This is a genomic window from Paenibacillus sp. DMB20, assembly GCF_000987955.1.
Classification (GTDB): domain Bacteria; phylum Bacillota; class Bacilli; order Paenibacillales; family Paenibacillaceae; genus Paenibacillus_AQ.
Genome location: NZ_LAZU01000006.1, coordinates 25,087 through 50,930, shown reverse-complemented (window position 1 = coordinate 50,930; position 25,844 = coordinate 25,087). Strand labels below are relative to the sequence as shown.

The following is a 25,844-nucleotide window of genomic DNA, read 5'->3' as shown; positions in this document are numbered from 1 at the left end:
GAAAAAAAAGCTCATTCCCCTTCAGGCTTGAAGTCGGAATGAGCTTAACCGTTATTTCAAGGTGATGCCGAATGAAGAGCCTGACTCGCCCGCAAATACGACGGTTCCGTTTTTAGGCAGCTCCACGGTATTCTTGCCGGTGGCGATGCTGTAGTTGACGCATACGCCCTGTTCGTTGTATACCGCAAACGCCCCTTTCGCCGGCATGGTTACGGTCATCGTTTTGCCAGCAGCGCCCTCCGGAACGGTATACCATCTGGCATGCCCGTTATCTTGAAGGGTGACCGTGGACTTTTTCCCGTTATGGAGCGGTTTTACTTTGTCCCCGCTTATATACAAGATTCCGGCTGCTTCAAGATACTCGGTGCCGCCCTCTTTATTGAAACGGAGTTCGAACGTATCCCGGCCACCCATCGCAGGAATCTGGTGCTGGCTTACCGCCGTGTCCGGGCCGGTTATTTTTTTGTCCCCGACGTAACCCTGGAAATCGTCCAGACGGGAAATCTGCATAACCGGATTCATAATAAGATACATGAGGGAGCTGTACTTCTCGGTTACCGGATAATATGCCCGGCCGTCCCGCTTGGCCCAAGCCGCCGCGGTTTCTTTGTCCAGTTTATTGTCTTCGATCTTCTCGGCCAAGTAATGGGATAAAGCCGTTTGTCCTAGCCCCGGAACGCTCATATACTGGCTGGCCCACAGGTAAGTGCGTCCGTTCTTTTCCGTTACGATGCTCAGCTTTCCGCTTCCGTTTTCAGTAACGAAAGAGCCGTCCTTCGTATACACGTACTTCTCTTGCGGATAGCCCGGCATGGATGGAACCGAAACCGTCAGTTCCCCGTCCTTGCTCACGGAAATTTTAACCAGATTGTTCGTGGTGGCATAGTAGCCGGCCTTCTGCATGAGATCGTTCGGCATGTCAGCCTTGACCGGCTTGCCGAACGATTTCTCCGGCTTGAATTCTTTGATCGTGCCTTTCTCTTTCAGGGCATGAAGCAGAATCTCGCTCGCCAACATCTGGTTGGTCGAGCTGGAGCCGCCGGACGAAAGCACGGCCGCAGCCATGTTCTGTTCCGGAAGCACGACAAGCGAAGCATGATACAAAATCGTGTCGCCGCCTTTTGTCAGACCCTTCATTCCGTATTCATTAAACGGAAACAGCTTCACGCTGTCCCAACCGAGGCCATAGTTAACCGAATTATCCGAGTCTTTCGGCCACAGGCCTTTTTTGTACTCTTCCTGCTCCATCGCTTTGACCGAGTTGCCGGAGAGAATTCCTTTCGCCTGTCCCGTAAACAGGGTCGAGAATCGGGCCAAATCTTCCGCCGTGGAATAAATGCCGCCCGTTCCGATCACGTTGACGGTTTCGTTGGGAAGCTGTCCTTCAACAGTCGGAAAATAAAGACCGGCCATCTTGCTTGGCTCCAATGTCTCTTGCGACGTCTTCGTATGGTTCATTTCTAAAGGCTTGATAAAATTTTGACGAACGAATTCGCTAAAACTCATGTTGCTGACTCTTTCAACCAGTATTTCGGCTAGAGTGAATCCGTCGTTGCAATAAACCGAGAAAGCGCCGGGGTCCGCCTTCAAGCTCTGGGTGGACAATTGCTTCAACAGCGTATCATGCGCGTAGGTATCATTGTCATTGAACAGAAAAGCATTGCTCAGGCTCGAACCGTTCAGCCCGGAGGAATGGTTCAACAGCATGCGCGGGGTAATTTTCTTGTAGCGCTCGTCTTTCATGGTGAAATCGGGTATGTACTGGACCACGGGAGCATCCAGGTCGATCTTCCCGTCCTCCACCAATTTCATGACGGCAGCGGCCGTAAACACTTTGCTCGTCGATCCGATGGCATACACCGTATCTTTGGTCAGCGGCTTCTTGCCTTCCATGTCGTTCTTGCCTGCTTGACCGGATACCGTAATTTTCCCGTTGTCGATCAGCGCGTATTGGACGCTGACCGTACCGTATTTTTCGGTAAGCAGCGCGGCTTTCTCGGCTGCGATCTTTTCGAGCCCCTGGCCCGCAGCCGCATTGGCGCCGGACGCCATCGCGCCTGCCGGGAGAACCAGCGTCAGCATCAAGGCTACGGTCAGCAGCCATGACAGTCTTTTCTTCATTGAATGAACTACCTCCTTTGTTGTAAGTCTACGATATAGTACGATTTACCAGTTGGTAGGGTTCAATTTATTTTGACGGCAGCCGATTTAATTTTCCCGTGCATCCACTCCCGTTTGGACAAAATCCATTCCGCCTCTTTAGGATAGCGGCTGAAAGTGAAGGGCTCTTCCAATCCCTCATCCAGCGCATTAAGCACCGCATCCCGCCCGCAAATCTCCTCCAGGAGGCGCAGCGCGCGCAAATCCTGCAGGGCCTCACGCAGCACCTCGAACCGGATCGAGGATACGGGGCCATGCTCTCCCGGATAGACCAAATACGCGTCGCCGGAAGGAAAGGCTCCGCCTGCGTCCGTGACGCGGAACGGGTCGATCACCTGCTTGGAATACTGCGAATACCAGAAGTTGAATCCCCAATGCAAAAATCCCGCCGCGTTGTATTTGTACAACTGGTATCCTAGCATCCGGTTCCGGGGGGAAGGCATGCAGAAGAACCGGTTGGATACCTTCTTGTACTGGCTGCAGCAGTAATATGTCCACAGCGGCGTGACGCCGTGTTCCAGGAAGGGCTCAATGTGGTTGTTCGCCGGAACCGGAATTTGCACGAGTCCTTTTTCGTAAAAATCGTAATCCGACATCGCATCAATGATCGGGAAGCCGGACAGATGATCCTTCACCATGCGCTGAGCGCTTCTATAGGATTCCAGCTGCTCCAGGTTCGGTTCATCGGAAATATGAAAATAACTACGCCCTTCCAGCCCGTTCTCCCGGATCCAGCCGACAAGCTGCGGCAGCAACTGGTTCAAAAATTGACGGTACTCCTCCCCGGAGGCATCCGTCTCCCAGCCGAAAATCCGCTTCGTTTCACCGTCCGCCTCAGCCATGATTTTGGGCGCATGCCGCGCTCCCCACTGCGTAAATAGATGCGAAAATTCGAAATATTCAATGCCGCATTTCAGGCACAAATCCACCCAGCGCTTCAGGCGGCCAAAACCGAAACGGTATTCATTCTCCCCCGTGACCTCCACGTCTACCAGCTGAACCGTGGGACGTTCTCCCCCCACCTCGGTATCGAGCGGCGGCGTGAATAAGGGCGTCAGCAGCATATTGATGCCGTGATCGGCCGCAGCTTGGATGTAAGCTTCCAGCAGCTCCCAGTGCCTCTCGCTGAACGCCTCGGTCCCATACTGCGTGGCCAGGCAGTCCGCATGAAACCATTCCGTGTGCAGGAGCTTCTGTTCCGGCAATTCGGCCGGGATGATTTCCAGTTCCAAACGCTCCTCGGCCAAGATATCCCCTGAGTCTCCTTCAAAACGGATGATGATCGGATAAACCCCGGGCTCGGCCTGACCCTTCGGATCGACGGCAACCCAGACCGAACGCCACTGTCCTGGATAACCTCTGAGCATTCCCCCGTCCGCCAGCGGCAGAAGAGGATCCGGATACAGTCCCGGAGCCGTGCGGAGCACGTCTTCATCATGGTCATGATAGATCGGCAGTTCCGATGGGACCAGGCCGACGCTTCGCACCGTAATAAAGTCCGCCAGCTTGGACTCCACCCCTACCTTCACCACGGGCATAAGCCGTTCGGTCCGATAGGCGACCTGATATGAAAATACCTCATTCAGAAGCATGGCCCCCCTGGATTGGGCCGGTTCGCGAAGTTCCTCGTCGGGGAATACCTTCACCAAGGAATGGATCATGCGGGTTTCAAACGAATTCTTCATATATTGCTTCCTCCCTTCGTTTCCGCCCGGTTATGCCCGGGCAGCTTGAGCTAACGCCTCGGAATTCATGAAAACGCCTACAAAAAATCATAGGCCAATCAGCCATTCATTTGATACAGCGTTTTTTTAATCGCGGCATACCGTTTTTAATCCGGCTTCCGCGCCGTCAGTTCTTTATTCGACCAAAAAGGTTTATCCCCTCTCTGAAAGCGGGAATAAACCTTTATAAATTTATGATGCTATTTGCTTCTGCATGTTACTTCCTTTAAACGCTCTCGATATCGCCCTCCACATAGGGCTGATTCAAAGCATGAAAAGGAAAGCTCTCCCTTCCCTTCAGCTTCTTGTCATCCACGACAATCGCGCTGGTTCTTCTCGTCAGGATGGCAGTATCCCCGTTCGATTCCAGCACGCCGTCCCCTTCAAAACGGCCAAGGATGGCGCCCGTAAACGACATCAGCCGTTCCGCCCAGTCCGATTGATCCGAAAGAATATCGAACCAGAAGCTGTACCTGAGCTCCATGCCGTAGTCTTCGCTTGCAAATACGAGCCTATGGCCCCCCTCCTTGATCCTGAGCGTTGCCCAGTCGAATGAAACGACGAATTCTTCCGCCGTATTTCTCAGCACTTCTCCGCCTTCACCGGCAGGCTCCGTAAGGATACGCTCTTCGATGACTCTTTTGATTTCTTCAAATGCGCAGTCGATTCCCATATAAAAAATATAAAACATGCTTACCACTCCCTTTTGATCATGGAAACCATCTCGTAATGCTGCCGTCTTTAATAACGAGCAATTCATCCAGGCCTTGAATCGGCCAATCGTCAAATTGTTTCTTCAGCGCATCCATGGAGCCCGGATAATCATCCAGATTCAACACGATGCCCCCTGCTTGCGTCTCCGTTTTGGTCACCACGTTACTCCAAATATTCCTTACTTTCGCGGTATCGGGGGAATAGCAATCGAAAGGTTTCCCGTTAATTAAAAAGTCGGGATTGGATTCCGGTTTGATCCCGTATCCGTTGCCTCCCTTGGTTCCGGGAAGCATTTCGATATCATACCCTTTGTCGGCCAACAAGTCGGCGGCTTCGTTTTGCCTGGTGATCGGTCTCGGGTCCTTGGGGTCAGGTTTTTCATAATTGCCTTTCGGTTTACCGCCAGGCGTGGATGTCGGTTCGGTTAGCCCGGGTTTCGGCTTTGGCTTCCAGCCGAGCTTGGAGGCCAGGGATTCCAGAGCCTTTTTGGTTTTGGGGCCAAGCCGGTCGTACACCCACTTCAGCCCCCTGCCTACTGGAATCCGTTCGAGAAGGAAGGCTGCAACTCCCGCCAATACGCGCTGAGGGGACAGCAGCTTCTTGGGGTTGCGTAAATAATCCGCGATGGTATGGCCGCTTCCCAAAAAGTCCATCCCCGTCAGAGCCAGGCCCAGAGCCGGCCAAAATCCGACAAACATGAACGCAAGGGCGAACGCGCCCAGTACGATGGCAGCCTGCTCCCAGCCGCTCAGGCCGTCCCACCAATTTTGAAGGGAATCGAACAGGCAGGCAAAGCAGGCGGAATCCGGTTCGTACAGGAACGGATGCAGTCCCGAGAGGAGTCCCGCGGCGACCAGCAAAACACCCGCGGCTCCAAGCAGCAGCGCGTACTTTTGGACCTTTTCTCGGATGGAGCCGATGCGGCTCTGGGCCTCTTCGTTCCCGTACAGAAGCGAGAACCCAAGCTCCCTTCGTTCCCTGTAAAAGCCGAGCAGATAGCCGAATCTTTTCCGATTGCGGAATAAAGCCGCGGTTATCCCCCACAGCTCGGAGAACGGGTTAATCGTTCTTTCGGATCCCACCCTCGGCAGCCGCTGGCCGATTTTATTCAGGGCCATGTAATCCGTAAGCAGTGCAGCAACCAGCATGATCAGAAAAAATCCTTTGGTTGTGTACCCTTCGCCGGTCCACTCATGAAGATCCATCACCCAATCGGGAAACCGGCTCTGCCCGTTCCAGGCCGCATGATTCAGGATGGACCACAGCAGGAGAACCGCCGGGAACAGGAACGCCCAACCGGTCAGCTTCCGGCGGAAACGGTAAGCCAATCCGATGCCGAGAGCGATCATGCCGGTATGTACGGGATGGCTTACGCTCATCATCGTCGGAACCACGCTTTCTTCGAAGTGACCCGGAAACAGGCTGAACAGATCCCAATGAATCGTTTTGCCGCCCAGCAGCGTAACGCTGTAATCGTACTGCCTCGCGATCGGGCCGTCGTTAACCCAGCGCCTGGAGAGCTCTTCGAATAATTGGAATCCTATGCCGGGAGCGGCGCCCAGTAAGACATAGTCGCCGAGGCTAAGGGCCGTGGCCCTGCGTGAGTAAAACAGGACCGCCCCCAGCGGAAGCAGCTTCCACATCTCCTCAACGATGGGCGTGGCGACGGCAACGGACCAAGTATCCGAGGTGGTGCCGCCGAATATCAAATGGAGAAACTGCATGGTGAGATTCGTGAGCGGCACGACAAACAATACGCCTGCCAGAACAAGCAAACTGACTTGCTTCCAAGGCAGCGTCTTGCTCCTGCACAGGAGCCAAAACTGCAGCAAAACGTAAAAGGACCACAAATACTGGACAAGCATAAGGCGGGAATCTCTAATGAACACGAGACTGACGATGAGGAAAATCAAAGAAATCCAGGAGAACAAATAATAAACCTTCGTTAGCAGAGGATATCGTTCGAGCCATCCGCGCCAAGCCTTGTAAGCGGTCTCGAAGAAATCCCTGGTTCTCGCACGGAAAACCGCAATAGACATCGTATGAAGTTCCCCCCTTCGGAGAATATGACCACGGCTTCGGTTTTCTATATTTTTACACAGCCGTTCTCCAAAGTGAACTAGAATAAAACCAAACGCCGCGAAATCGACAAAAGGATGCGGTTCGCTTGAACTATCCGCCCCGAGGATATGAATCCAAATGCCTGTTTTTTTGCCTGCCATCCGGTCCTTCTTATGGACGAAAGCGTCTCTGCGATAAATAAAGCCACATATGTGAAAACTTATACGTTCCTATATTTTTAAAAAAGGCCTCCCTTCCGCATGATTGCGGTTGGTCAGCCTTTTCACATAGCCCTATTCCGGTGCCTGTCAAACGCGCTTAGTTAGCCCGCTTGAAAATCCCCAATGCCAGCAGTCCGCAGGAAGCCATGAACAAGTACGGTCCGCTTGAAGCCACGTTAATCGTCGTGCCGAGGAAATCGGTCGTTTTGGAAAAAATGTAGATCAGCCCGAACACGACGCCCACGGCCGCCATCAGGTAGCCCAGAAGCTTGTTCATCCGTTTTTCGCGCATGACCGTCAGGAACGGATAAACAAACAGCAGGATGAAAAATACGGCCCCCTGTCCGAAGCCATTTTCCGAAATAAAACCGATATCCACCCACTTGAAAAAGAATGAAATCAATGCCGCGCAGGAAGCGATAAAAATCATTTTGCTTCCGGCGTCCCACTTTTGAAAATTCAAGGTATATCTCCTCTCCCATGTTGATCGTTGTCGTCCGAGTCGCATATTTCGACAAACATAGGCTTATTATACCGGGAACTTCAAAAAGGGGATAGATCCTTATGCATACTTGCCCGGAACATTCATCTTCATCCGTTTTACGGAAAAGGGCTCCGTATGCATTTACTTCAGGCGCTGCGCGGGCTCATCGATCCACGCCGTTTTGGCGGCGGCATCCTCGCGTTTACCGGCCTTTGGCTCCATATCCGGGATCCCAGGTAGATAAATCCAAGCATTTTGTCCTTCTCGCGCAGGCCGAAGGCTTCGTTCATCCGCTTATGGTAGCACGGCTCCCCCGTTCTCCATACCGCACCAAGCCCCAGTCCGTGGGCTTCCAGCAGCATGTTCTGAATCGCCGCAAACACCGCGCCGTATTCCTCCAGCTCAATGACCTTGGGATCATCCGAAGGCGTGACCGCCACGCCGATGACGACCGGCGAGCGTTTGGCTTTGGACATGGCCGACTCCCGGGCAGCCGCGATTTCCTCGGCGCTCTTATCCTTGGCATTCGCTTCGGCGATATCCGCCAAAGCGTTCCCAAGCAGCTCACGGCCGCCGTCCCTCATGACAAAAAAGCGCCAAGGCTCCGTATGCTTATGGTTGGGCGCCCACGTGCCGGCCTCCAGCATCGCTTCGATGCTTTCCTTCGGAACCGGATCGCTCTTCACCTTGCCTACGCTGCGGCGCGTGCGGATCGCTTCATGTATATTCATCATCATTTCCTCCCCTAATGTCCATAGTCATATCGTTGTATATCTTACCAAAAAAACGGTCCGTCTTCACCCCGGCTTCCGGCCGTCCCCATGCAAACGGACCAAGGGAGTCGCCCCTTGGCCCGTTTTACGCTTGCCTTAAAATCCGGTATTTGCTCGCACAAGAATTTCATTAAACTTTGCCGGTTTTAGTATTTATTATTCCAAATAGCTTTCGGCAATTTTCATCATGGTTTCTTTGCTTACTTTATTTATGTCCCCACTTATAGTATAGGCGTATTTTACCTTTTTGTCTGGGCTCTCGTATACCCATTTCAGCTCATGACTCTGCGAACGAGCAAATTCTGTATGCAGCATTTCTACTCCCTTCACTTGAACCTTCTCCTGCTTAAATTCAACGTTCTCGTCAATATACGTTGTAGGATCGCTCTTTCCACTCAGATTAGTGATGTCAACCCCGATTTTATCTTCGCCATTTTGATACGTAGCAAAGAGAAGGAAAAACTGATCTGTCATTTCAACCGGCATCATGGCATATCCCTGATTGGATTCTTCCGCCTGCTTTCTCAGCTTTTCTGCCATTTTCTTTTTTTCTTCCGAAGAAGGAGGATTCACTTCCTGAGCATTTTTAAAGATTACGTCCGCCTTTTGGAATGTATAATTTCCATTGACTTTGTCTGCGATCTTAATGGATTTATCCGTAATCTTATCGCGCAATTGAGAAAGATCTTGGAAGATACTCACCTTCGTGCCAAGAATTGTTTCATGATTCGGGTTATTGGCAACCATATAGAACAGCCCAGCTTCCCCGTTCTTTAGCACCTTATCCTTAAGTTCATAAAATGCCTTGTAACGCTCTATCTCTCTTTCGATTCTGTTTTTCCGTAATCTTTCGTCGATTTAGTCTCATATACGACTTCGCCATCCTTGTTGTTCAAAGAATGATATTGAACTGCCGCATAACCCGTGGAGCCCATTAACAACATACCTACAAACGCAGTCAAAGCAACTTTATATTTCACAAAAAACCTCTCCTTTTCTTTTGGCTTAGCATTTAGTATTCTCATTACTTTTCCTGTCAAGTCGGCGTCGGGAATGCGCGGGTCATCAAACAGTTTTTTCAAATCCCGATCCCTGTCCATATTCATACACTCCCACTCCCTTCACTTGAGCATAATACTTTCGAAATTTTGCAGATGTACGTTCGTATTTTTTACGAAGGCTTGCACTGTTCTTGCCGAGAATCAAACCGATCTCCTGGTAGCTTTTATCCTCGACACAACGCAAGATTAACAAATTGCGCTCTTCCGCCGATAATTTCGCCATAGCTTGATGTACGGATTCATCAAAATAGTTGGCTTCAATATGCATATCGACTTCATTATTTTCTTTCTCATCCTGGTAAAAGAAAGGCATATATTTCACCAACTTTCGCTTACGGATGATGTCGATGCATTGATGGTAGGCAATCTTGTATACCCAGGCGCCAAAATCCATCTCATATTGGGTATATTTCTTCAAGGTGCGGAATGTCTTCAAAAATACTTCCTGTGCGTTATCCTCGGCTTCGGCATAATTGCCCAGCATATGATAACAGTAGAGAAAAATCGGTTTTTGATAAACCTCCATGATTTTCTCGAATTTTTCTGTGCTCCCATCCAACACATCTGCAATGATCTGACTTAACTCCGCATCATCCAAGCCGTCTCCCCCCTTTCACTCTATACAACGAACAGCTCGACCCAAAATGTGACAGCGCGTAAAATGAAGAGCTGTACATATATAAATAATGTACAGAATCGCATGGGAATTTCACCATTAACATACAACATAATCTACTCTATTGTTTTGTCAAAAAAAGAGACTACCAAATGGCAGCCTCTAACGGAAAACTTACATCCTATTCATATAGGCAACGACTTTTGGTCCGGGCCAAGCTCTACACCCCTGCGGCAGCAGGGTCCCCGGGTGCGGCAGGAGAATCGGCACGCCCGATTTGGGCCATTTCCGCCTTTCGCAGCGCCTTCCGGCCGCGCCAGCGGAAGAAGGACCACACGCCGCGCACATATTCATCCGTGATCATGCAGCAGTAAATCCCGACCAGGCCCCATCCCATATGAATGCCAAGGACATAGGACAATCCTGTCGCGATCACCCACATGGAGCCCAGCGAAATGTACATGGTAAAGCGGGTATCGCCGAGCGCATTCAGCGAGTTTCCGAGCGTCATGTTCAGCAGCTTCCCCGGCTGCAGAATCAGGTTCAGCCCGAGCAGTGATACGCCGATGGCGATAATCTCCGGATCGGCCGTAAACCATCCCAGAATCCGGGAGCCGAATACGTAAATGAGCAGTGCGTTCAATCCGACAAAAATAATGCCGACGCCAAGCGCCCGATATGCGGCTTTGTACGCCTGCTCCGTGCGTCCTGCCCCATAAAGATGGGCGATCTGGATCTGAGCGCCCATCGCGATGGACATGCCGAGCAGGAAACACATCGATTCCAAAGTATTCATATACGTACGGGCCGCCAGCTCCACTGCGCCAAGCTGAGCGATGAACGTATAGATGATGAGCTGGGAGAACACCCAGCAGGACATGTTGACGCCGAGCGGCCAGCCGATATTCAGAATTTCTCTGAAAAGCGGCCTGTCGAATAAACGGAATTCTTTCCAGCGGATTCGGTATTCGAACGAGCGCAGGAACATGAACAGCAGCACCAGAACCGCGAACAGCCGGCTGATGACCGTTGATAACGCGACGCCGGCAAGCCCCCACTGCGGCAGTCCGAACGCCCCGAAGATAAAGCCGTAGTTCATAACCACGTGGATGATGTTCATCCCGACCGCGGTATACATCGGTCCCTTCGTGTTGCCGGTGTTCCGGATCACCGTGCTCATCGTGGACATCATGGCAATCAGCACCATGCCTCCCCCGACAATGGAGATATACGTCCCGGCCAGCGGCATTAGCCGGTCGGGAAGCTGAAGCACCGAAGCGATTTGCGTCGGAAACGCGTACAAAGAAACGCTTAGCGCCGCTCCGATCAACGTGCTCACGCTTAGGGCCATAATGGCGATTTTGCGGGCATCAAGCGTGCTGCCGGAGCCCAGCTTCTGTGCGATCAAGATCCCCGCTCCGCTTGCCACCGTCATAAACAAAGTGGTCACCGCCTGAAAGAGCTGATTGGAGAAGCCCACGACCGCCACCGCGTCGTCCGATATCCGGCTGACCATCAGCGTATCGACGGCACCCAACAGAAATTGAAGAAACAGCTCGATAAAGATCGGCCACGCCAGAACCCATAATGTAAATTTTTTTGTGTCTTTATCCAACATTCAAACCTCCAACCTTTATAACGAGCTTCAAATAAATGAACCCGTAATCACTTGCAGCATCTTCAAATTATAGATGGTATACTGGATTTAAAATATCATTTTACGAACGTAAATCATCAAAATACAAACCTCAAACCAGGAAAGGGTTTTCACCAATGACCGTACTCCACTTTACCGTTCCGCCCCTGCCCGAATATATCATCAGCGGCATGAGCGAGGCCGACGAGGTCAACAAGCACCCGAACCGGCGGAATATCGGCATATTCGATCTGCTTGTCGTGCGCCAAGGCTGCCTGTATGTTACGGAGAACGGCCGACCCTACGATATCGCAGCCGGATCGTTTCTGCTCCTCCGGCCGGATACGCATCATTTTCCGACCCAAGGCTCGACCGAGCATACGCTGTATTACTGGCTCCACTTCCAGACCTCCGGCGGATGGAGCGCGGACGAAAAGTGCTCCGTGCCCAAAAAAGAAGAGCTGCAGGAGCTGCAGCCCTTCTCGCCCAATTATTTCACGGTCAAAATCCCCCAGTTCGGCTCCCTGCCGCAGCCGCAGAAGGCCTTCGATCTGCTTGAGGCTCTCGGGGCGCTCGTTCGAAACGGCCACCGGGCCCAATCGCTGTGGAGACAGCAGCTGTTGTTCCAGGAGCTGATCGAGCAATTGGTCGGGGCCCTCGACACGCCTGCGTCCTCCCCTTCCTCTTGTGCGGAACAAGCGGCGGCGTATTTACGCGAGCATTACCGGGAGGAATTCAAAGCCCAAGCGCTGGGCGACAGCATCAACTTCCATCCCGTGTACATCGCCCGCTGCATGCAGAAGGAATTCGGCTGCTCGCCGGCCCAGTATCTCATCCGCTACCGGATCGAGCAGGCGAAACTGCTGCTGCTGCAGACCGATCTGCCGGTAAGCCGGGTCGCGGAGGAGGTCGGCTTTAACCACGCGGCCTACTTCGCCTCCTGCTTCGCCAAACAGGAAGGAATCTCGCCCCGGAAGTACAGACAACGTTTTTCGTAAACCGTCTTGCAATCCGGCCGGAAGTCATTATAATAAAGATATAAGCTCATTTGATAATGATTATCATTACCATACAAGTGAGAACGGTGTGAGAATGCCTTTGATGGAAACACCACCTATAAAGGAGAACGAACCCTCATGAAATGTAATCTTCAGCGGACCAACCTGCAGATTGACGATTATCTGGACCTGTTGAATCTTGCCATCCGGCTCGGCGACGAGAAATGGAAGAAGGAAATCACCCGCAAGATGGAAATGACGATGTCATCGATGGCGGCTGCGCAATAAGATATTCCATAATATGGGCAAATTTGAAATGATCGCTCCACCTCTTTAGCGGGGTGGTTTTTTGTATATGAAGTCCCGAATACCGAGGCTTGTACGCTATGATCTGGAATGTGCGGCATCTCGGCTAATAAGGACGATCGGCTGGTCTCCCACGAAGGGAGGTGATAGCTGGTGGAGGTAAAAGGCGCTTTAACGACTATGATCGGTTTCGGTGCGCTCATCAACCAGAACAAAAAGAAATAGACCGCCCTTGGTCTTGAAGTGACCCCAATTGTTAGACACCATCTAACATTGGAGGTGCAGTTCAGTCAGCTTAGCGGTCTATTTCTCGACCTTGTTTCCGCAGCCGAGTCTTTCGCAAATGCCAAGATTACTCTTCATAAGCGAAAAACGACTCTGCCGTTCTTCATTATGCTCCTATTCCTTGTATTCATCCATGAACGGCTTGTTGACGTAATGATACATAAACGCCATGAACACGGCTCCGCCGATCATGTTGCCGAGCGTCACCGGAAGCAGATTGTACCAGACTCCTCCAAACGAAATGGTATCCGGGTGCTCTACCACGAGGGCAATGGCAAAGGTGCACATGTTCGCGATGCTGTGCTCATAACCCGAAATAAAAAAGCAGAACACAAACAGCATCATGGCAAACAGCTTCGGTCCATCGCCCTTGAGCCCCATCGGAATAAAGAAAGCCAGGCAGACAAGCCAGTTACACAAAATCGCCCGGAAGAACAGTTCCATCACCGGAGCGTTCATTTTCTTCTCTACCACGCCAAGCAGGAAGCCGTTCACCGAAGGGGCATCAAACAATCCGGTCAAATAGATAAGCAGGGCAAAAGCGGCAGCTCCGATAATATTGCCGGCGTAACTCGTTGCCCACAGCTTGACGACCTGGAGCCATTTCAGCTTGTGCCTCAACGCGGCATACGAGAAATAAAACGTATTGCCCGTAAACAAGTCCCCGCCCCCGTAGGCAATCAAAATAATCGCGGCGCCAAAGGTCAGCGCGGCCATCGGATAGGTGAACGGCGAATGCTCCGCATAGAAAAAGCTCCCCGTTTTAAATGCCACGATGACGCCGAACCCGATAAACATGCTGGCCAGCGCCGACCGGGCCAAATAGCGGAGTCTGCTCTGTTTGAATATTTTCATTTTCTTCAGGGCGAGCTTTTCCACCTCAAGTAAAGACTGAACTTCCATGAACTCACTTCCTTTTGTCACAAGTCATAGCCAATGATGCCACTGGTCGCATTTTCATAGATTACATGTTTTATCCTCATATGGGAAGTGCCTTTCACGAATTATTATTAAACGTTTTCAACACTTTCAATCGTTCGGCAAGAAAAAAAGCCGCTATCGGTTCCCCTGACCGAAATAGCGGCTTGCAAAGTTTTATCGCAGCCCTTGGATTACGGCGCTCCCTTTTCCGTTTCGGACAGCATTTTGACGCGGTATTCATGCGGGGATACCCCTTCCAGCTCTTTAAACACGCGCGAAAACTGCTTGGCGTTTTCAAAGCCGACGCTGTTTCCGATATCGCCCAGCCTCATGGCGCGGTTCTGCAGCAGCTCCTTTGCTTTATTGATACGGATTTTCTTCAGGTACACGACAAAGCTCTCGCCCGTGTGGGCCTTGAACGCCTCGCTGAAGTACGAATAATTCAGGGATACATGGTTGCTGACCATTGCCATGTTCAGCGGCCGGTGATAATTTTTTTCCATATACTCGACCGCGGCTTTGATTTCCGTATGCTCGCTGTGCGCCGAACGGATGCCCCTGACATACTCGTTCACGCTGAGCATCAGATGCTCCAGACTTCGGAAATAATCGTGAAAGTGTCGGAAGTTGTCGATGCTGCCTACTTTGCGATACAGCTTCAGCACCTCCACAAGGGATTCTCCATACATGCGGAATACCTCATCAAACACCTGCTCGTTGATCCGCTTGCCGACCCTCTCCAAATAATCGATCTTCACGTGAGGCATCTGATCAATGCGGAACACGGACAGCAGCAGTCCCTTGATCTCCCGTTCCCGGTCCGTTCCGAGCATGTTGCCGATCTTGCGGATATCCTCCTCCGGTACAGGGAAACTGCGGGGCTCCTCCTGGATGTCTTCATGGCACATGAGGTTGACATTCGGGTAGATGAACGTATATTGAAGCGCCGTCCGGGCCTGCCGATACGCTTCGCGGATATCCGCGACCGTCTTGCCTGCCCGGCTGATCCCCATCATAAGGCCGTCAAGCTCCCGCTCGGCGAAACGCCGCGACAGCTCCTGGAACTGCTCGTCAGGGCTTCCGACCAGAACCATCCGGCTTTCCCCGTCAAAAAAAGAAGCGCTGATCCGCCCTTTCACAGGCTCCATCATATGGCGTATCAGCTGCTTGAGCTCTTCTTTTTTCATCAGGCTGCCGTCTTCGTAAACATATTTTATGGCCGCCAGACGGTACGGACGGACAATAGAAGGAAACCCGATCAGCCCGGACAGCTCCTGCATCTCTTCCCCGGTCATGTCTTCCCGCTCCAACATCTCCTTCAGCCTGACCGACTGCAGCTGATCCAGATAGGCCTCTCCCGCCGCCATCCGCTGCGCCATGTCCGCCTGGCGAATCAACGTTTCTTCGCTTTTCCGCAGCGCCGCGAACAGTTCGTCCCGCCGGATGGGCTTCAGCAAATATTCCTTTACCTGATACCGGATCGCGGCTTTGGCATACTCAAAATCATCATACCCGCTCAGGATGATAACCACAGGCTTTATCGTCTTGTCTGCCTGAGCTTCGGCTTCATCGACAAGTTTCTCAATGAAGCGGATGCCGTCCATTCCGGGCATCCGGATGTCCGTCACGATAATTTCCGCCGCACGTTCCCCGTACAGCTCCAGGGCTTCCTCCCCCTGGCTGGCCGTCCGGATGTCGTATACGCCCGGAAACTCCCGCTCAATCATCATTTTTAGACCATACCGGATATTCTTCTCATCATCGACGATCATTAAGCTTCTCAAATCCGTTTCCCCCTCCCGTCAGCAGAACCTTGGGAAAAATCATGATCACGGAAGTGTACGTTCCTTCCTCGCTCCTGATTTCCAGTCCGTATGCCTTGCCGTAAAACAGCTGAATCCGCTGATGCACATTCATCAGTCCGATTCCTCCGCCCTCACGGCCTGCATTGCCGCATCCTCCGGGATCGGCTTCTCTTTCCCTGCCTGCCAAACGGATCGTTTCGTTCAGACGTCCGAGCCGGTAAGATTCTATGCCTGATCCGTTGTCCGTCACGACGATCGTTATCTTGTCCTCTTCCATCTCCACAACGTCGATTTTGATAAGGCGTTTTTCCTCGCTCCGGCCGTTCCAGGCATACTTCACCGCATTTTCCACGATCGGCTGAAGCGACATCTTCAGCACCTCCAGCTCCAAAAACTCGGATGGAATATTGAGCAGCAGCATAATCGGCTCATCAAAACGAATGTTCATAACGTCTATGTAATTGCGGATATGCCGAATTTCGTCCTTCAGTTTCACGTACTCTCCCGACCACTTGAAGTTGTAGCGCATCATTCCCCCAAGCGACGTCAGCGCATCGGATATCGTCCGTTGATCCTCCATCTCGGCCAGCATTTTAATATTCTCCAGCGTGTTGTACAAAAAATGGGAGTCGATCTGGCTGTGCAGGGTGCGCAGCTCCGCTTCCTTCGTCAAAGCCTGCTTCCGCACGCCTTGGGCGATCAGATCGTTGATCGTCTGCAGCAGCTTGTTAAAATGATGCGCCAGCTCGCCGATTTCCCCCCCGCCGCGAATGTCGATGCCGGTTTGCACCTCGCCCCTCCGAACCTTTTTCATCTTTTCGGTCAGACGGCGCAAATTTTTTAAAATGATGGCGTTCATGAAGTAGGTCGTCACCGCGAGAATCGCGATCAGTCCGATGTTGGCGAAAATAATCTGCCTCTGCGCCTTCGATACGTTATTCAGTGCCCCTTCCAGGGATACCACGTTCAGCAAATGGGCCTGGAGCCGTTCGACGGGCACCATCATTAACAAATAGGGCCGGCCGTTGACCTCAAACTGTGCATTCCGGGCCGCCGGCTCCCCGTCCCCCCGCTTCAGCAGCTTTTGAAACTCCGTTTGCACGGCATTTTGCAGGTCTCCGTTCCGGGCCAAGAACTTTTGATTCTTGTCCATAAACATATTGCCGCCCTGATCCGAGATTGCCATTTGCGAGCCGTCATCCTGAATCCCGGCAAACGTCTTGGGCGCAAAATGCTTCAACAGCATTTCCACCTGGATAAACCCCACATGCCGGTTCCGCATATGGATTTCCCGCAAAAGCGACACCTTGGGCGCTTCTTGATTCACGTCTGCGGCATACCGCCGCAAAAGATCGGGATCGCGCTGGCTGAATACCCATTTCTCATTGCCGTTCAGGTCGCTTACTTCCGCATACCACGGCTCTTTCACCACCCGGCGCTCGTGAAAGATGATCGGCCACATCTCATTCACCCGGTCATTATTCGTGAACAGCCGCAAGTGGGCAATGTTCGGGTTGTTCGTCTGAATCCCGGCCAAGTCTTTAACGGGACCGCGGGACAGCTCCATCAGTTCGTCGGTCCCAAGCTCCTCCCGGGTCATTAAATAATCGGTAACCCGCTGATCGGTAACCGAGAGCTGCGCCGCCATTTCCATCGCTTCAATCTGACCCAGCATGGACATCTTTTCAATCTCCAGCAAAAAACCGTTCTGGTTCAACGTCTCGCTGATATACGTATCGCTGATCTGTTTGAAAATGTAATTCGAAACCCCGATGCTCGGAATCACCAAAATAATGATGTAGGCCGCGACCAGCCGGCTTTGCATCGACCTTCGGCCGAACCAGTATTTAAATGATTGAAAAGCCGATGATATCCACATGCCTGTCACGCCCCGTTGGTTGATTTGGATGTTTCGCCGGACGCGGCAAAAGGCACCCCGTTTTCCTTTGTTTTCGGAATCGGGGTACCTTAAGCTCTTTCGGTCGATAACAGAAACTTCGCCGTCGCAAGAACAATTCGAGAAATTACTTAATAAATTCTGCCAGCTTTTTCATATTCTCATCGTATTTCTTTTGTCTGTATTCCTGGACTTTGGCGAAGCCCAAGGACTCGCGTTTCGCGAGGTATTCGTTCCAAATTTGGTCAAACTCGGCATCGGTTTTGGCGAGGATCATTTTCGGGAGGGCTTTTCCCCACTCCTGCAGCACTTTGCCGTTGATAATGCCTTCCTCGGAGTTGCCTTGCGGATCCAGCTGATCAAACTGCGAGAAGCTGTGGGTCTTGCCGCGCGTCCAATCCTCCATCTGCTTGAAAGGCTCAACCGCTGCCGGCGCCCAGGCCGGCGTCATGTTCGTGTCCATCATCATCCAGAACGTATGCGATGCGCCGTACTTCTTGTCGAACGCGCCGCGGTCGCTCTGCAGCAGCTGGCTTACTTCCGGGAGGAACTGGTCTTTGCCGTCGATGGTATCCCACGTCACGCCCTTTTCGCCCAGGAAGGTATCGCGCTGGCCTTCCTCGGAAATCAAGTAATCCAGGAAGCGGATTGCTCGGGCTTTATCCTTCACGTTTTTGGATATCAGCGTGACCGTCCAGCCGGAGATGGAAGGGCCGGCAAGCGTAGGCGGATCCATCTTGGCATTCGCCGGACCGTCTACCGCGATATAGACGGAGTTCGGATCATTGGCGTACAAAGCGTTTTGCTGGTTGGCAAGGTCGCTTCTTGCATACAGCATGGCGAAATAACGGCCTTGGGCGATTTTTTCCTCCATCTGCGGGCGCTTGTCGATAAAAATATCCTTGGCGAGCAGCCCTTTTTCATTGGCCTGACGCATCGTTTTCAGCCACTTGATATAGTCGGGATCCAGAAAACGGTCATTCAGCTTGCCGTCTTTTTCGTAAGGCACGGCCAGGAAGTTCTGGATGTAATGCTCCAGAGAGGCGTTGCCCTTCTCATGGAAGTCATACATGCCGAGCGGAATGAGCGGTTGTCCGTTGACGTCCGGGAACATTTTTTTAGCGTCCTCCAACGCTTTCAGGAAGCCTTCCGGCGTACGCATGTCCGGCTTGCCGAGCGCTTCATACATATCCTTGCGGACAAGGAACGTTTGGGTTGACGTCAGGTTGTCGCCGAACTTCTCGTAGTCTTTCGGGGAAGAAGAGGCGTTCGGATAACCGTAGATCTTGCCGTCCTCCTGCGTGTACCACGATACCTTGGCCGGATCGGTAACTTTGTAGAAGTAAGGGTCATACTGATCGGCCAGCTCATTCAGCGGCAGGACGAGATCACCCTCGATCATCTTTTTCACCGCGTCCTCATACCAGCCCAGCGTAATAAAGTCCGGCAGCGATCCCGAAGCGATCATCGTGTTCATCTTCTCGGCTTCGTTGCCTGCGGGAACGATGAAGTTTATATCCACGCCCGTTTTCTTGGTTACGTATTTGGACGTGATGTCCTCGCCCCATTTGTTGGGGAACCAAGCAAAGTTGATATACCAGTCAAACGTGATCGGAGATGTATCCACAGACCAGCCCGGCTGGTCCTTCGTCAGTTTTGCTTCTTCCCCTTTCGGCTGTTCCCCCTGCTTTTCCTCGGCCTCTTGGCCGCCGCCTGAAGAGCATGCCGTCGTAAAAGCCATGACGAGCGCGAACATCAGCATCAAAAGGCTTTTCGGCTTGAGTTTCCTGCTCATGTGTTTACCCCTTTTCTTATATAAAGATATTTTATATGCAACCCCTGCCCTTTCGGCAAGAGGGGTTACCTAATGGATGCTTCCTCCCGGTTTCCCCGGCATGTGGAAGAAGGCGTCTCTGCTTCGGGATCAGCCCTTGATCGAGCCGATCATCATCCCTTTGACGAAATAACGCTGCAGGAACGGATAAACGAAAACGATCGGCAGGGTAGTGACAACCATCGTGGCCAGCTTGATCGACTGCGACGTGACCGTCTTGGCAACGCCGCCCGGAATCTGGGCCACCATCTGATTGGAGCTCGACTGCGCGACTACCCTATACAAATACGTCTGGATGGGCTGCAGATCGGTATTGTTGATGTAAATGACGCCCGCAAAGTAGTCGTTCCACTGGTAAACGCCGTGAAACAGCGCAATGGTGGCGATCACCGGCATGGATACCGGCAGCACGACCTTTAGCAGAATGGACCAGTCATTGGCGCCGTCGATTTTGGCCGCTTCCTCCAGACCGTCCGGAATTTCACGGAAGAAGGTCATGAAGATAATGAGGTCAAAGAAGCTGAACATGACCGGGATGATGTACACTAGGAAATTATCCAGCAGGTGCAAATCCTTCATGAGCAGGTACGTCGGGATCAAGCCCCCGCTGAAGAACATGGTGAACGTGCCGATCAAGATATATATTTTGCCGCCGATCAGGCCCTTGCGGGAAAAAGCGTAGGCGACCATGGCGGTAAAAAACACGTGAATGACGGTGCCAAGCAGCGTTTTGGCCGCAGTAATGCCCATGGCTGTCATAATGCCGGGACTTTGGAATACCGCCTCGAAATTTTCGAAGCTGAAAATCCGGGGCCACCAGTAGATCCCGCCTCGCATCCCGTCCTGCCCTTCGTTCAGGGCGTTCACGATCACATACCAGATCGGGTAAAGCGTGATGAAGCAGATCAGCAGCATGCCGAAGTTGTTGACCAGGTCGAAGACCGCTTCTCCCTTGGTTTTCCTTTTCAAGTTAAACACCGTACCAGGCTCCCCTCTCTAGAAAAGTGACGTGTTGTTCAGTTTTTTGGTGACCTTGTTGGCAATGAGCAGCAGGATCAGGGCAATCACCGCTTTGAACAATCCGACGGCTGCGGAATAGGAATACCGTGCGGACTGCATCCCCGTCTGGTATACATAAATGTCGATCACATTGCTCGCGCTTTCGTTGAGCGAGTTCCGCAGCACCAGAATCTGGTCGAAATTGGAGTTCAGCACGCCGCTGACGGCCAGAATGAACAAGATGGATATGGTCGCTTTGATGCATGGCAGGGTAACGTACCACATTTTTTGGAACCGGCCCGCTCCGTCGATGGTGGATGCTTCGTACAGTTCAGGGGATACGCTGGATATGGCTGCCAGATAAATGATCGCCGACCATCCAAGCTCTTTCCACAAATCCGAAGTAATGACGATGCTCCAGAAATAACTTGGCTCGGCCAGATACGATATCGGTTCGTCGATGATTTTCAGGGCCATCAGGATATGGTTGATGATGCCCACGTCCGCCAACCAAGTCGCCAGGATGCCGCCCAGAATCACCCAGGACAAAAAGTGGGGCAGATACGAGATCGTCTGCACCGCTTTTTTGAACCGGATGGACCGGATCTCGTTTAAGAACAGGGCGAAAATGATAGGCAGCGGAAAGCCGATCAACAGCTTGATCAGGCTGATGCCGAGCGTGTTTTTCATGACGTTCGCGAAATTGTCGTCCTGGAAAAACTCCTTGAAGTGCTGCAATCCGACCCAGGGGGCCTCTCCAATGGACTTCACGATATTAAATTCCTTGAAAGCGATAATGACGCCGTACATCGGGACGTAGTTGAACACGATCATCCAGCGATGCCGAGCAGGGCCATGATCTGAATATGCCTCTGTTCATACAGCTTTTTACGCCATTTTCGCCTGGCCTCCGTTTTGAGGTTGTTCCCGGATAATGTTAACGCCGCTCCGACACCGGTTTCGGAAACGGGTTCGGCCTTCCGTTGATTTTGCATGATTCTGACCCCCAGGTTGCTTCGTTTCGGTTTCGACTGTAAACCCTTTCAATCTTGATGTATCTATTGTAGTTTGTTTGTTGCATGCCGTGAAAGGCTCGGATTTCGTATTGAGGGTATCATTTTTCGGGTGGGTCCGCCAAAAACAGAAATACCGTTGTCCTTTGAGAAGAACAACGGTGTTTTTGCGGAAACCAAGTTATGTGATCCAGCAAAAACAACCATGAAATGTCATCCAAAAGGCGTACAACCGCCTTTCGGACGGCACCAACAAAAAAAGGCGCGAACTGCGGACTCGTCGTCCGCAGCTCACGCCTTTTATATGAAACAGTCATTTCGTACCGGATTGGATCTACCACCAGAATCCTTACTTGCCAGCGCTATCGTCCTCACTGTTTTCGTGCTTGGCCTCATGCTCCAGCTGATATCTCTCCCTCATCAGCTTTTGCATGATGAATCTCTCCTGCTCATTCAGGCCGTCCTGATTCTCCTGCATGATCATGTTGTCAATGTTGCGTTTCAGTACCTCAGCTTGCGTGTTCAATACGGTTCCTCCTTTGGAATTCATGCGCTTTCCGCACTTGATGCGACCCCTTGCAGCAATCGGAGGGGACACATTATAACTAACCGGTCTCGTCAAATTTAAACGAAAACCTATGTCAGGCTATGCGGGAGTTCGTATATTTTCGAAAAGATACCGACCGTACCTACGCTTGTCGCTTGGCCTTTAGCCGCTATTTCCGATCAATCAAAATCCCTTTGCCGAGTGACTTTTGCTTCTTATTCGTGTTGACGAGCAGGGGCAGCATCCTCGTTTCCTTGACCATAGGAGATTTGCACAGCTGGCAGACCGGCTCCGCTTCAAATGCGAAATCGTCCCGGATCCATCCCTTGCAGCCGTCATTCGTACAAGCCCACACCTCGGTCATTTCTTCGGGTATGCTTTCCATCGTGCTTTTACGTGAATACATGAACACTCCTCCTTTGTCCTCGTCTCAGAATAATCAAGTAGAGACAACACCCTTCCGGAAATGTCGGCACCCCCGGTTTGATGGATGCTTTCTCTATAGACATCGGTTAAACATCCTTGACGGGCAACTAGCCGATGTTTAAAACAAAGCTGCCCTTAATGTCACACATTAAGGGCAGCCCGCCTGCTAAAAATCTTACAGTTTTACAACGTTTTCAGCTTGTGGTCCACGGTTTCCTTCAACGATGTTGAATTCAACGCGTTGTCCTTCGTCCAACGTTTTGAAGCCATCGCCTTGAATCGCGCTGAAGTGAACGAATACATCGTTTCCGCCTTCAACTTCGATAAAACCGAAGCCCTTCTCTGCATTAAACCATTTTACAGTTCCTGTTTGCATGGGGAGTACCTCCTTGAAAAAATTTACATGACCTTTTTTTACTTCGTTAACGAATAAAAAAATTCACATATTGTACAAGGTTACCGGAAAAACAACCCTCTACAATATGTGAATTCAGGTCGATTTCGATAATTACATATTATCACACTTCGCGTGCGTTGGCAAATGCTGATGTCAAGTTTCTTAACCAATTTTATAATCTTATCCTATGCAAAAATTGACGGGAATATAACAGGCTTCCGAAAAATTTTTAAAAAAATTCCGAAAGCCTGCGAGCGGCGAAGTTCCGGGCTATTCCCTCAGCTCCGTCAGGGTCTCCCCCCAACGCGTGAGCACCTCGGCCTGCTGCTTCAGCAGGATCGTTACCCCCGACGCGATGTCCGCATACTTGGCGGTATCCTCGCGGACGGACATGACTTCGGCCTCGAACCGCTCACGCGGATGGCGGGCAGAAGGAAGCTGCGGAAGACGGCTAAGGGACAGCCGGACATAATGAACGGCTCCTTGGTGAACGGCAACAAGCACCGCCCGGCCGGAACGGATCATATTCCCGCTCGTCACCGTTCCCGGCCAGAGGGCCAGACGCAGGCGGCTTCGGCTCAGGGCAACCAACTCGCCGGCACTGACCATGGCCGAATGAGGCCAGGCGTCCTCCGTTACCGTCAGCAGCATCATCGCTTCATGCTGCTTCCTCTCCAGATCGCGTCCGTTTAAAAATTCATATAAAGACGGGGATATTTCGTTTGCTTTTTCCATCCGGCCTCACCCTTTCCTTGGCTCAGTTCGACCGAGGCAATCACATTTCGAAGAAGGTATCCCTTTCTACTCTGCATACCCGAAGCGCGAAGCTTTTGTACTGCTGAATTTCAAGGCATGCCTATGAGGAATTTTAACATAGTTTCTAGGTTCCCATTCATAAATCACGCTAAAAATTAATGGAGTTAAAGATCATTAAATTCCTTCCGTGTTCCCGACGGGATTCGGATCGAACCCAAGCTTCTTTATGCATGATTATGCAGAACCGGCAATGCTCCCTCTCGCGAGGGACGGTTTGAGGACTTGAAACACGGCGTAGCCTAACATGCCCCCGGATACGTTTAGAATGAGATCGTCCACATCGAAGACCCCCATCGAGAATACGGCCTGCGAGCATTCCAGACCCAAGCTTATGACAAGCGAACTCACGAATGCTCCGAAATAGTTATGCCTTGCCAATAGACTGATGAATAAACCGTTAGGTACGAATATCAAAATGTTTCCGGTAAAGTTAACGAAGTTATGCCCGCTTGAAATCCCGTGAATGTTAGATTCAATCGATTTGAACGGCGTTAAATTACCCGAATGAACCCGGTAAAGAACAGCTGAGGGATTCTTTGCGGCATGGTGAAGCTGCTGCCAAAGAAAACCGATGTCCACCGATCCGAATTTAAACAGGATCACCTTAAGCAGAACAAACAAGTACCCGGTAAACAGAACCAGCACAATCATTTTGTTCCATGGCTTCACGGCATTTCGCCCCCGTTTTGGCGAACGGTTACGATAACCCCGTCGACATTGTTTCCGGATATTTCATACGGATTCGCGACCGGCAGCTGAATCGTCATGTCCGAAGATACAGGCATATAGGTAATCTCGTATTTTTCGCCTTGGACTGTCGGGCTGAAGCTTTTTTGCTCCTTTAGAAAATCGAGATACTCTTCTAACGTAAAATTTCTATCCTTCATGATGACGCTGTGGGGGAGACCGACATAGCGAAAATGCCAAGGCTCATATTCAATGCCCGTAATCGCCGTTTTGTCCGGAGGATACCTAAGAACAAACCCGTGCTTCCAGGCATTTTTCAGCAGCCACTCCCCCTCCGGGGTCCGGTCGATGGCCCCCGCCGTCGAGCCGATATCCAGCGACAAGCCGAGATTATGCTCGCTATGGCCCGCCGGCAATGCGTAATCAGCCCCCTTTTCCCGGTAGAGCCTCTCCTGCTCGGAGACGTCCCGGTAACCGCTGCTGATCCTAAAACGGTGAATCCCCTTTCTGGCGGCAGCATCGATCATTTCCGAAAATGAACGGGCCACGCTCCCCGATAACCGGATCGTATTGTCCAATAAGGCGTAACCCTCGGTCAGTTCACGATCTTCAAACAAACGAACGATATCGGAAGGCACGCTTTCCGGATGAACGGGATGTTCCTTGTTCACCAGCACCAGATTCCCTTCGTAAATCTGTTCCTTGGCGATCCGAATGGAAGCTTCATCGTTTAAAATTTTCCCGGCCTCCGTGTTGCCGTTATGCTGCGTCAAGACCGACTCACATCCCGTCAGCATTAAGCAGGCCAACAGAAATAACCATTTTTTCAACTTCAACATCTCCCTAACCTTGGTAAAGCTAGGTTAAGGCAAATTATTTAAAAATAATTGTGAAAAAGATAAAGATTTCCTAAAGAAACAGGCTTCAGCGGATGCAGGGACAAATCGGAAACCCTGAGATTTCCCCCCGCTAGGCTTTCAGGCTTTGCGCCGATGCGTTATTCGGGCGGCGAAGCCATAGTCCGATTCCGGCCATAATCAGCCCCGAAGCCAGAAAGGCCAAATCATATGCCAACTCGTTCGGATCGCCCGGCTTCACATGATGCACCTGCAAAATCTGGTGATTGATCAGTCCTTCCGTAAAGTTGAAAACGCCCCCGCCTATGAAAATCCATCCTAAAAGAAACGGCATTCCGTAAGGCTTCCGGGGCTTGTCCGCTTGCCACAACAGAAGCGCTCCCCAAATCATGAGCAGCGTGGCTGCAATATGAAATAAACCGTCGCTCAGCAGCTTGCCGTGCCGGTCGGTCTCCATATACACGCTGTGCCACTGCAAAATCTGATGAAAAATAATCCCGTCCAGCGAGCCCATAATGCCAAGACCGAGAATAAAACCTCCCCAACGCGTCCTTCGAACCGATTGCTCCATAACCAACTCTCCTTTGCCCCTATCATTTTTTAATA

Annotated in this window: 23 protein-coding genes and 2 pseudogenes; 2 read left to right on the top strand and 23 right to left on the bottom strand. The window is 51.5% G+C overall.

Translation table 11 applies throughout. The annotated features are described in order from the left end of the window. Window positions 1-51 precede the first annotated feature (51 nt). The 10 genes and pseudogenes from XI25_RS02280 to XI25_RS02235 form a co-directional block, all read right to left on the bottom strand. On the bottom strand, window positions 52-2,121 hold the full coding sequence (locus tag XI25_RS02280; RefSeq protein WP_046677179.1) for a serine hydrolase domain-containing protein: 2,070 nt from the start codon (window positions 2,119-2,121) through the stop codon (window positions 52-54). 62 nt (window positions 2,122-2,183) lie between these two features. Continuing rightward, window positions 2,184-3,845 (bottom strand): DUF4091 domain-containing protein, encoded by a 1,662-nt coding sequence (locus XI25_RS02275; RefSeq protein ID WP_046677178.1) that lies wholly within the window; start codon window positions 3,843-3,845, stop codon window positions 2,184-2,186. A 265-nt stretch (window positions 3,846-4,110) separates the two neighbouring features. Beyond that, window positions 4,111-4,575 (bottom strand): SitI3 family protein, encoded by a 465-nt coding sequence (locus tag XI25_RS02270; protein ID WP_046677177.1) that lies wholly within the window; start codon window positions 4,573-4,575, stop codon window positions 4,111-4,113. A 19-nt stretch (window positions 4,576-4,594) separates the two neighbouring features. Beyond that, window positions 4,595-6,637: a PrsW family glutamic-type intramembrane protease gene (locus XI25_RS31805; protein ID WP_046677216.1), complete on the bottom strand. Its 2,043-nt coding sequence runs from the start codon at window positions 6,635-6,637 to the stop codon at window positions 4,595-4,597. 340 nt (window positions 6,638-6,977) lie between these two features. Then, entirely contained in the window at window positions 6,978-7,343 is a 366-nt protein-coding gene (locus tag XI25_RS02260; protein ID WP_235439624.1) for a hypothetical protein, read from the bottom strand. Between the two features lie 162 nt (window positions 7,344-7,505). Then, window positions 7,506-8,095: pseudogene (locus XI25_RS02255) on the bottom strand (nitroreductase family protein). Window positions 8,096-8,293: 198 nt separating this feature from the next. Beyond that, entirely contained in the window at window positions 8,294-8,884 is a 591-nt protein-coding gene (locus XI25_RS02250) for a DUF4367 domain-containing protein (protein WP_046677175.1), read from the bottom strand. Between the two features lie 68 nt (window positions 8,885-8,952). Further along, the gene (locus XI25_RS02245; protein ID WP_046677174.1) at window positions 8,953-9,237 is read right to left on the bottom strand and encodes a hypothetical protein; all 285 of its coding nucleotides are present in this window, start codon (window positions 9,235-9,237) and stop codon (window positions 8,953-8,955) included. Next, a complete protein-coding gene (locus tag XI25_RS02240; RefSeq protein ID WP_046677173.1) occupies window positions 9,203-9,796 on the bottom strand; it encodes an RNA polymerase sigma factor in 594 nt (197 codons plus the stop codon). The genes XI25_RS02245 and XI25_RS02240 overlap by 35 nt, the downstream gene beginning before the upstream one ends. Window positions 9,797-10,034: 238 nt before the next feature. Then, window positions 10,035-11,432, bottom strand: a complete 1,398-nt coding sequence (locus tag XI25_RS02235; RefSeq protein WP_046677172.1) for an MATE family efflux transporter — start codon at window positions 11,430-11,432, stop codon at window positions 10,035-10,037. Window positions 11,433-11,587: 155 nt separating this feature from the next. Between XI25_RS02235 and XI25_RS02230 the strand changes: the two genes are divergently transcribed. After that, a complete protein-coding gene (locus tag XI25_RS02230; protein ID WP_046677171.1) occupies window positions 11,588-12,448 on the top strand; it encodes a helix-turn-helix transcriptional regulator in 861 nt (286 codons plus the stop codon). Window positions 12,449-12,586: 138 nt separating this feature from the next. After that, window positions 12,587-12,736, top strand: a complete 150-nt coding sequence (locus XI25_RS33625) for a hypothetical protein (RefSeq protein ID WP_200901349.1) — start codon at window positions 12,587-12,589, stop codon at window positions 12,734-12,736. Between the two features lie 417 nt (window positions 12,737-13,153). Here the strand turns inward: XI25_RS33625 and XI25_RS02225 are convergent, their stop codons facing one another. The 13 genes and pseudogenes from XI25_RS02225 to XI25_RS02170 all read right to left on the bottom strand — a co-directional run bounded on the left by XI25_RS02225 (window position 13,154) and on the right by XI25_RS02170 (window position 25,809). Further along, entirely contained in the window at window positions 13,154-13,942 is a 789-nt protein-coding gene (locus XI25_RS02225) for a formate/nitrite transporter family protein (RefSeq protein WP_046677170.1), read from the bottom strand. A gap of 209 nt (window positions 13,943-14,151) precedes the next feature. Beyond that, window positions 14,152-15,744 (bottom strand): response regulator, encoded by a 1,593-nt coding sequence (locus tag XI25_RS02220; RefSeq protein WP_046677169.1) that lies wholly within the window; start codon window positions 15,742-15,744, stop codon window positions 14,152-14,154. Then, a complete protein-coding gene (locus XI25_RS02215) occupies window positions 15,719-17,644 on the bottom strand; it encodes a sensor histidine kinase (RefSeq protein WP_046677168.1) in 1,926 nt (641 codons plus the stop codon). Before XI25_RS02215 ends, XI25_RS02220 begins: the two co-directional genes overlap by 26 nt. Window positions 17,645-17,789: 145 nt before the next feature. Then, window positions 17,790-19,457 carry an extracellular solute-binding protein gene (locus XI25_RS02210; RefSeq protein WP_046677167.1) on the bottom strand — a complete coding sequence of 556 codons (1,668 nt, stop codon included), beginning with the start codon at window positions 19,455-19,457 and terminating at the stop codon, window positions 17,790-17,792. A gap of 129 nt (window positions 19,458-19,586) precedes the next feature. Continuing rightward, a complete protein-coding gene (locus tag XI25_RS02205; protein WP_082112181.1) occupies window positions 19,587-20,411 on the bottom strand; it encodes a carbohydrate ABC transporter permease in 825 nt (274 codons plus the stop codon). A gap of 81 nt (window positions 20,412-20,492) precedes the next feature. Further along, a pseudogene (locus tag XI25_RS02200) lies at window positions 20,493-21,490 on the bottom strand (ABC transporter permease). Between the two features lie 367 nt (window positions 21,491-21,857). After that, on the bottom strand, window positions 21,858-22,034 hold the full coding sequence (locus XI25_RS33620) for a hypothetical protein (RefSeq protein ID WP_200901347.1): 177 nt from the start codon (window positions 22,032-22,034) through the stop codon (window positions 21,858-21,860). A 190-nt stretch (window positions 22,035-22,224) separates the two neighbouring features. Beyond that, complete coding sequence (locus XI25_RS02195) at window positions 22,225-22,461, bottom strand: cold-shock protein (protein WP_046677165.1); 237 nt, start codon at window positions 22,459-22,461, stop codon at window positions 22,225-22,227. A gap of 195 nt (window positions 22,462-22,656) precedes the next feature. After that, window positions 22,657-22,857 carry a cold-shock protein CspD gene (gene cspD, locus XI25_RS02190; protein ID WP_006207896.1) on the bottom strand — a complete coding sequence of 67 codons (201 nt, stop codon included), beginning with the start codon at window positions 22,855-22,857 and terminating at the stop codon, window positions 22,657-22,659. 291 nt (window positions 22,858-23,148) lie between these two features. Beyond that, window positions 23,149-23,613 (bottom strand): hypothetical protein, encoded by a 465-nt coding sequence (locus XI25_RS02185; RefSeq protein ID WP_046677164.1) that lies wholly within the window; start codon window positions 23,611-23,613, stop codon window positions 23,149-23,151. A gap of 255 nt (window positions 23,614-23,868) precedes the next feature. Beyond that, window positions 23,869-24,363, bottom strand: a complete 495-nt coding sequence (locus tag XI25_RS02180; protein WP_052759421.1) for a VanZ family protein — start codon at window positions 24,361-24,363, stop codon at window positions 23,869-23,871. Further along, window positions 24,360-25,211, bottom strand: coding sequence for a M15 family metallopeptidase (locus XI25_RS02175; RefSeq protein WP_046677163.1), 852 nt, complete (start codon window positions 25,209-25,211; stop codon window positions 24,360-24,362). The genes XI25_RS02180 and XI25_RS02175 overlap by 4 nt, the downstream gene beginning before the upstream one ends. 139 nt (window positions 25,212-25,350) lie before the next feature. Continuing rightward, window positions 25,351-25,809, bottom strand: a complete 459-nt coding sequence (locus tag XI25_RS02170) for a DUF2243 domain-containing protein (RefSeq protein WP_046677162.1) — start codon at window positions 25,807-25,809, stop codon at window positions 25,351-25,353. Between the last annotated feature and the right edge of the window lie 35 nt (window positions 25,810-25,844).

Excerpts from the sequence above, each read along its gene's own strand:
- XI25_RS02280 (WP_046677179.1), bottom strand. The coding sequence starts at position 2,121 with ATGAAGAAAAGACTGTCATGGCTGCTGACCGTAGCCTTGATGCTGACG.
- XI25_RS02275 (WP_046677178.1), bottom strand. The coding sequence starts at position 3,845 with ATGAAGAATTCGTTTGAAACCCGCATGATCCATTCCTTGGTGAAGGTA.
- XI25_RS02270 (WP_046677177.1), bottom strand. The coding sequence starts at position 4,575 with ATGTTTTATATTTTTTATATGGGAATCGACTGCGCATTTGAAGAAATC.
- XI25_RS31805 (WP_046677216.1), bottom strand. The coding sequence starts at position 6,637 with ATGTCTATTGCGGTTTTCCGTGCGAGAACCAGGGATTTCTTCGAGACC.
- XI25_RS02250 (WP_046677175.1), bottom strand. The coding sequence starts at position 8,884 with ATGGTTGCCAATAACCCGAATCATGAAACAATTCTTGGCACGAAGGTG.
- XI25_RS02245 (WP_046677174.1), bottom strand. The coding sequence starts at position 9,237 with ATGGACAGGGATCGGGATTTGAAAAAACTGTTTGATGACCCGCGCATT.
- XI25_RS02235 (WP_046677172.1), bottom strand. The coding sequence starts at position 11,432 with ATGTTGGATAAAGACACAAAAAAATTTACATTATGGGTTCTGGCGTGG.
- XI25_RS02230 (WP_046677171.1), top strand. The coding sequence starts at position 11,588 with ATGACCGTACTCCACTTTACCGTTCCGCCCCTGCCCGAATATATCATC.
- XI25_RS33625 (WP_200901349.1), top strand. The coding sequence starts at position 12,587 with ATGAAATGTAATCTTCAGCGGACCAACCTGCAGATTGACGATTATCTG.
- XI25_RS02225 (WP_046677170.1), bottom strand. The coding sequence starts at position 13,942 with ATGGAAGTTCAGTCTTTACTTGAGGTGGAAAAGCTCGCCCTGAAGAAA.
- XI25_RS02215 (WP_046677168.1), bottom strand. The coding sequence starts at position 17,644 with ATGTGGATATCATCGGCTTTTCAATCATTTAAATACTGGTTCGGCCGA.
- XI25_RS02210 (WP_046677167.1), bottom strand. The coding sequence starts at position 19,457 with ATGAGCAGGAAACTCAAGCCGAAAAGCCTTTTGATGCTGATGTTCGCG.
- XI25_RS02205 (WP_082112181.1), bottom strand. The coding sequence starts at position 20,411 with ATGCTGCTGATCTGCTTCATCACGCTTTACCCGATCTGGTATGTGATC.
- XI25_RS02195 (WP_046677165.1), bottom strand. The coding sequence starts at position 22,461 with ATGTATTCACGTAAAAGCACGATGGAAAGCATACCCGAAGAAATGACC.
- cspD (WP_006207896.1), bottom strand. The coding sequence starts at position 22,857 with ATGCAAACAGGAACTGTAAAATGGTTTAATGCAGAGAAGGGCTTCGGT.
- XI25_RS02185 (WP_046677164.1), bottom strand. The coding sequence starts at position 23,613 with ATGGAAAAAGCAAACGAAATATCCCCGTCTTTATATGAATTTTTAAAC.
- XI25_RS02170 (WP_046677162.1), bottom strand. The coding sequence starts at position 25,809 with ATGGAGCAATCGGTTCGAAGGACGCGTTGGGGAGGTTTTATTCTCGGT.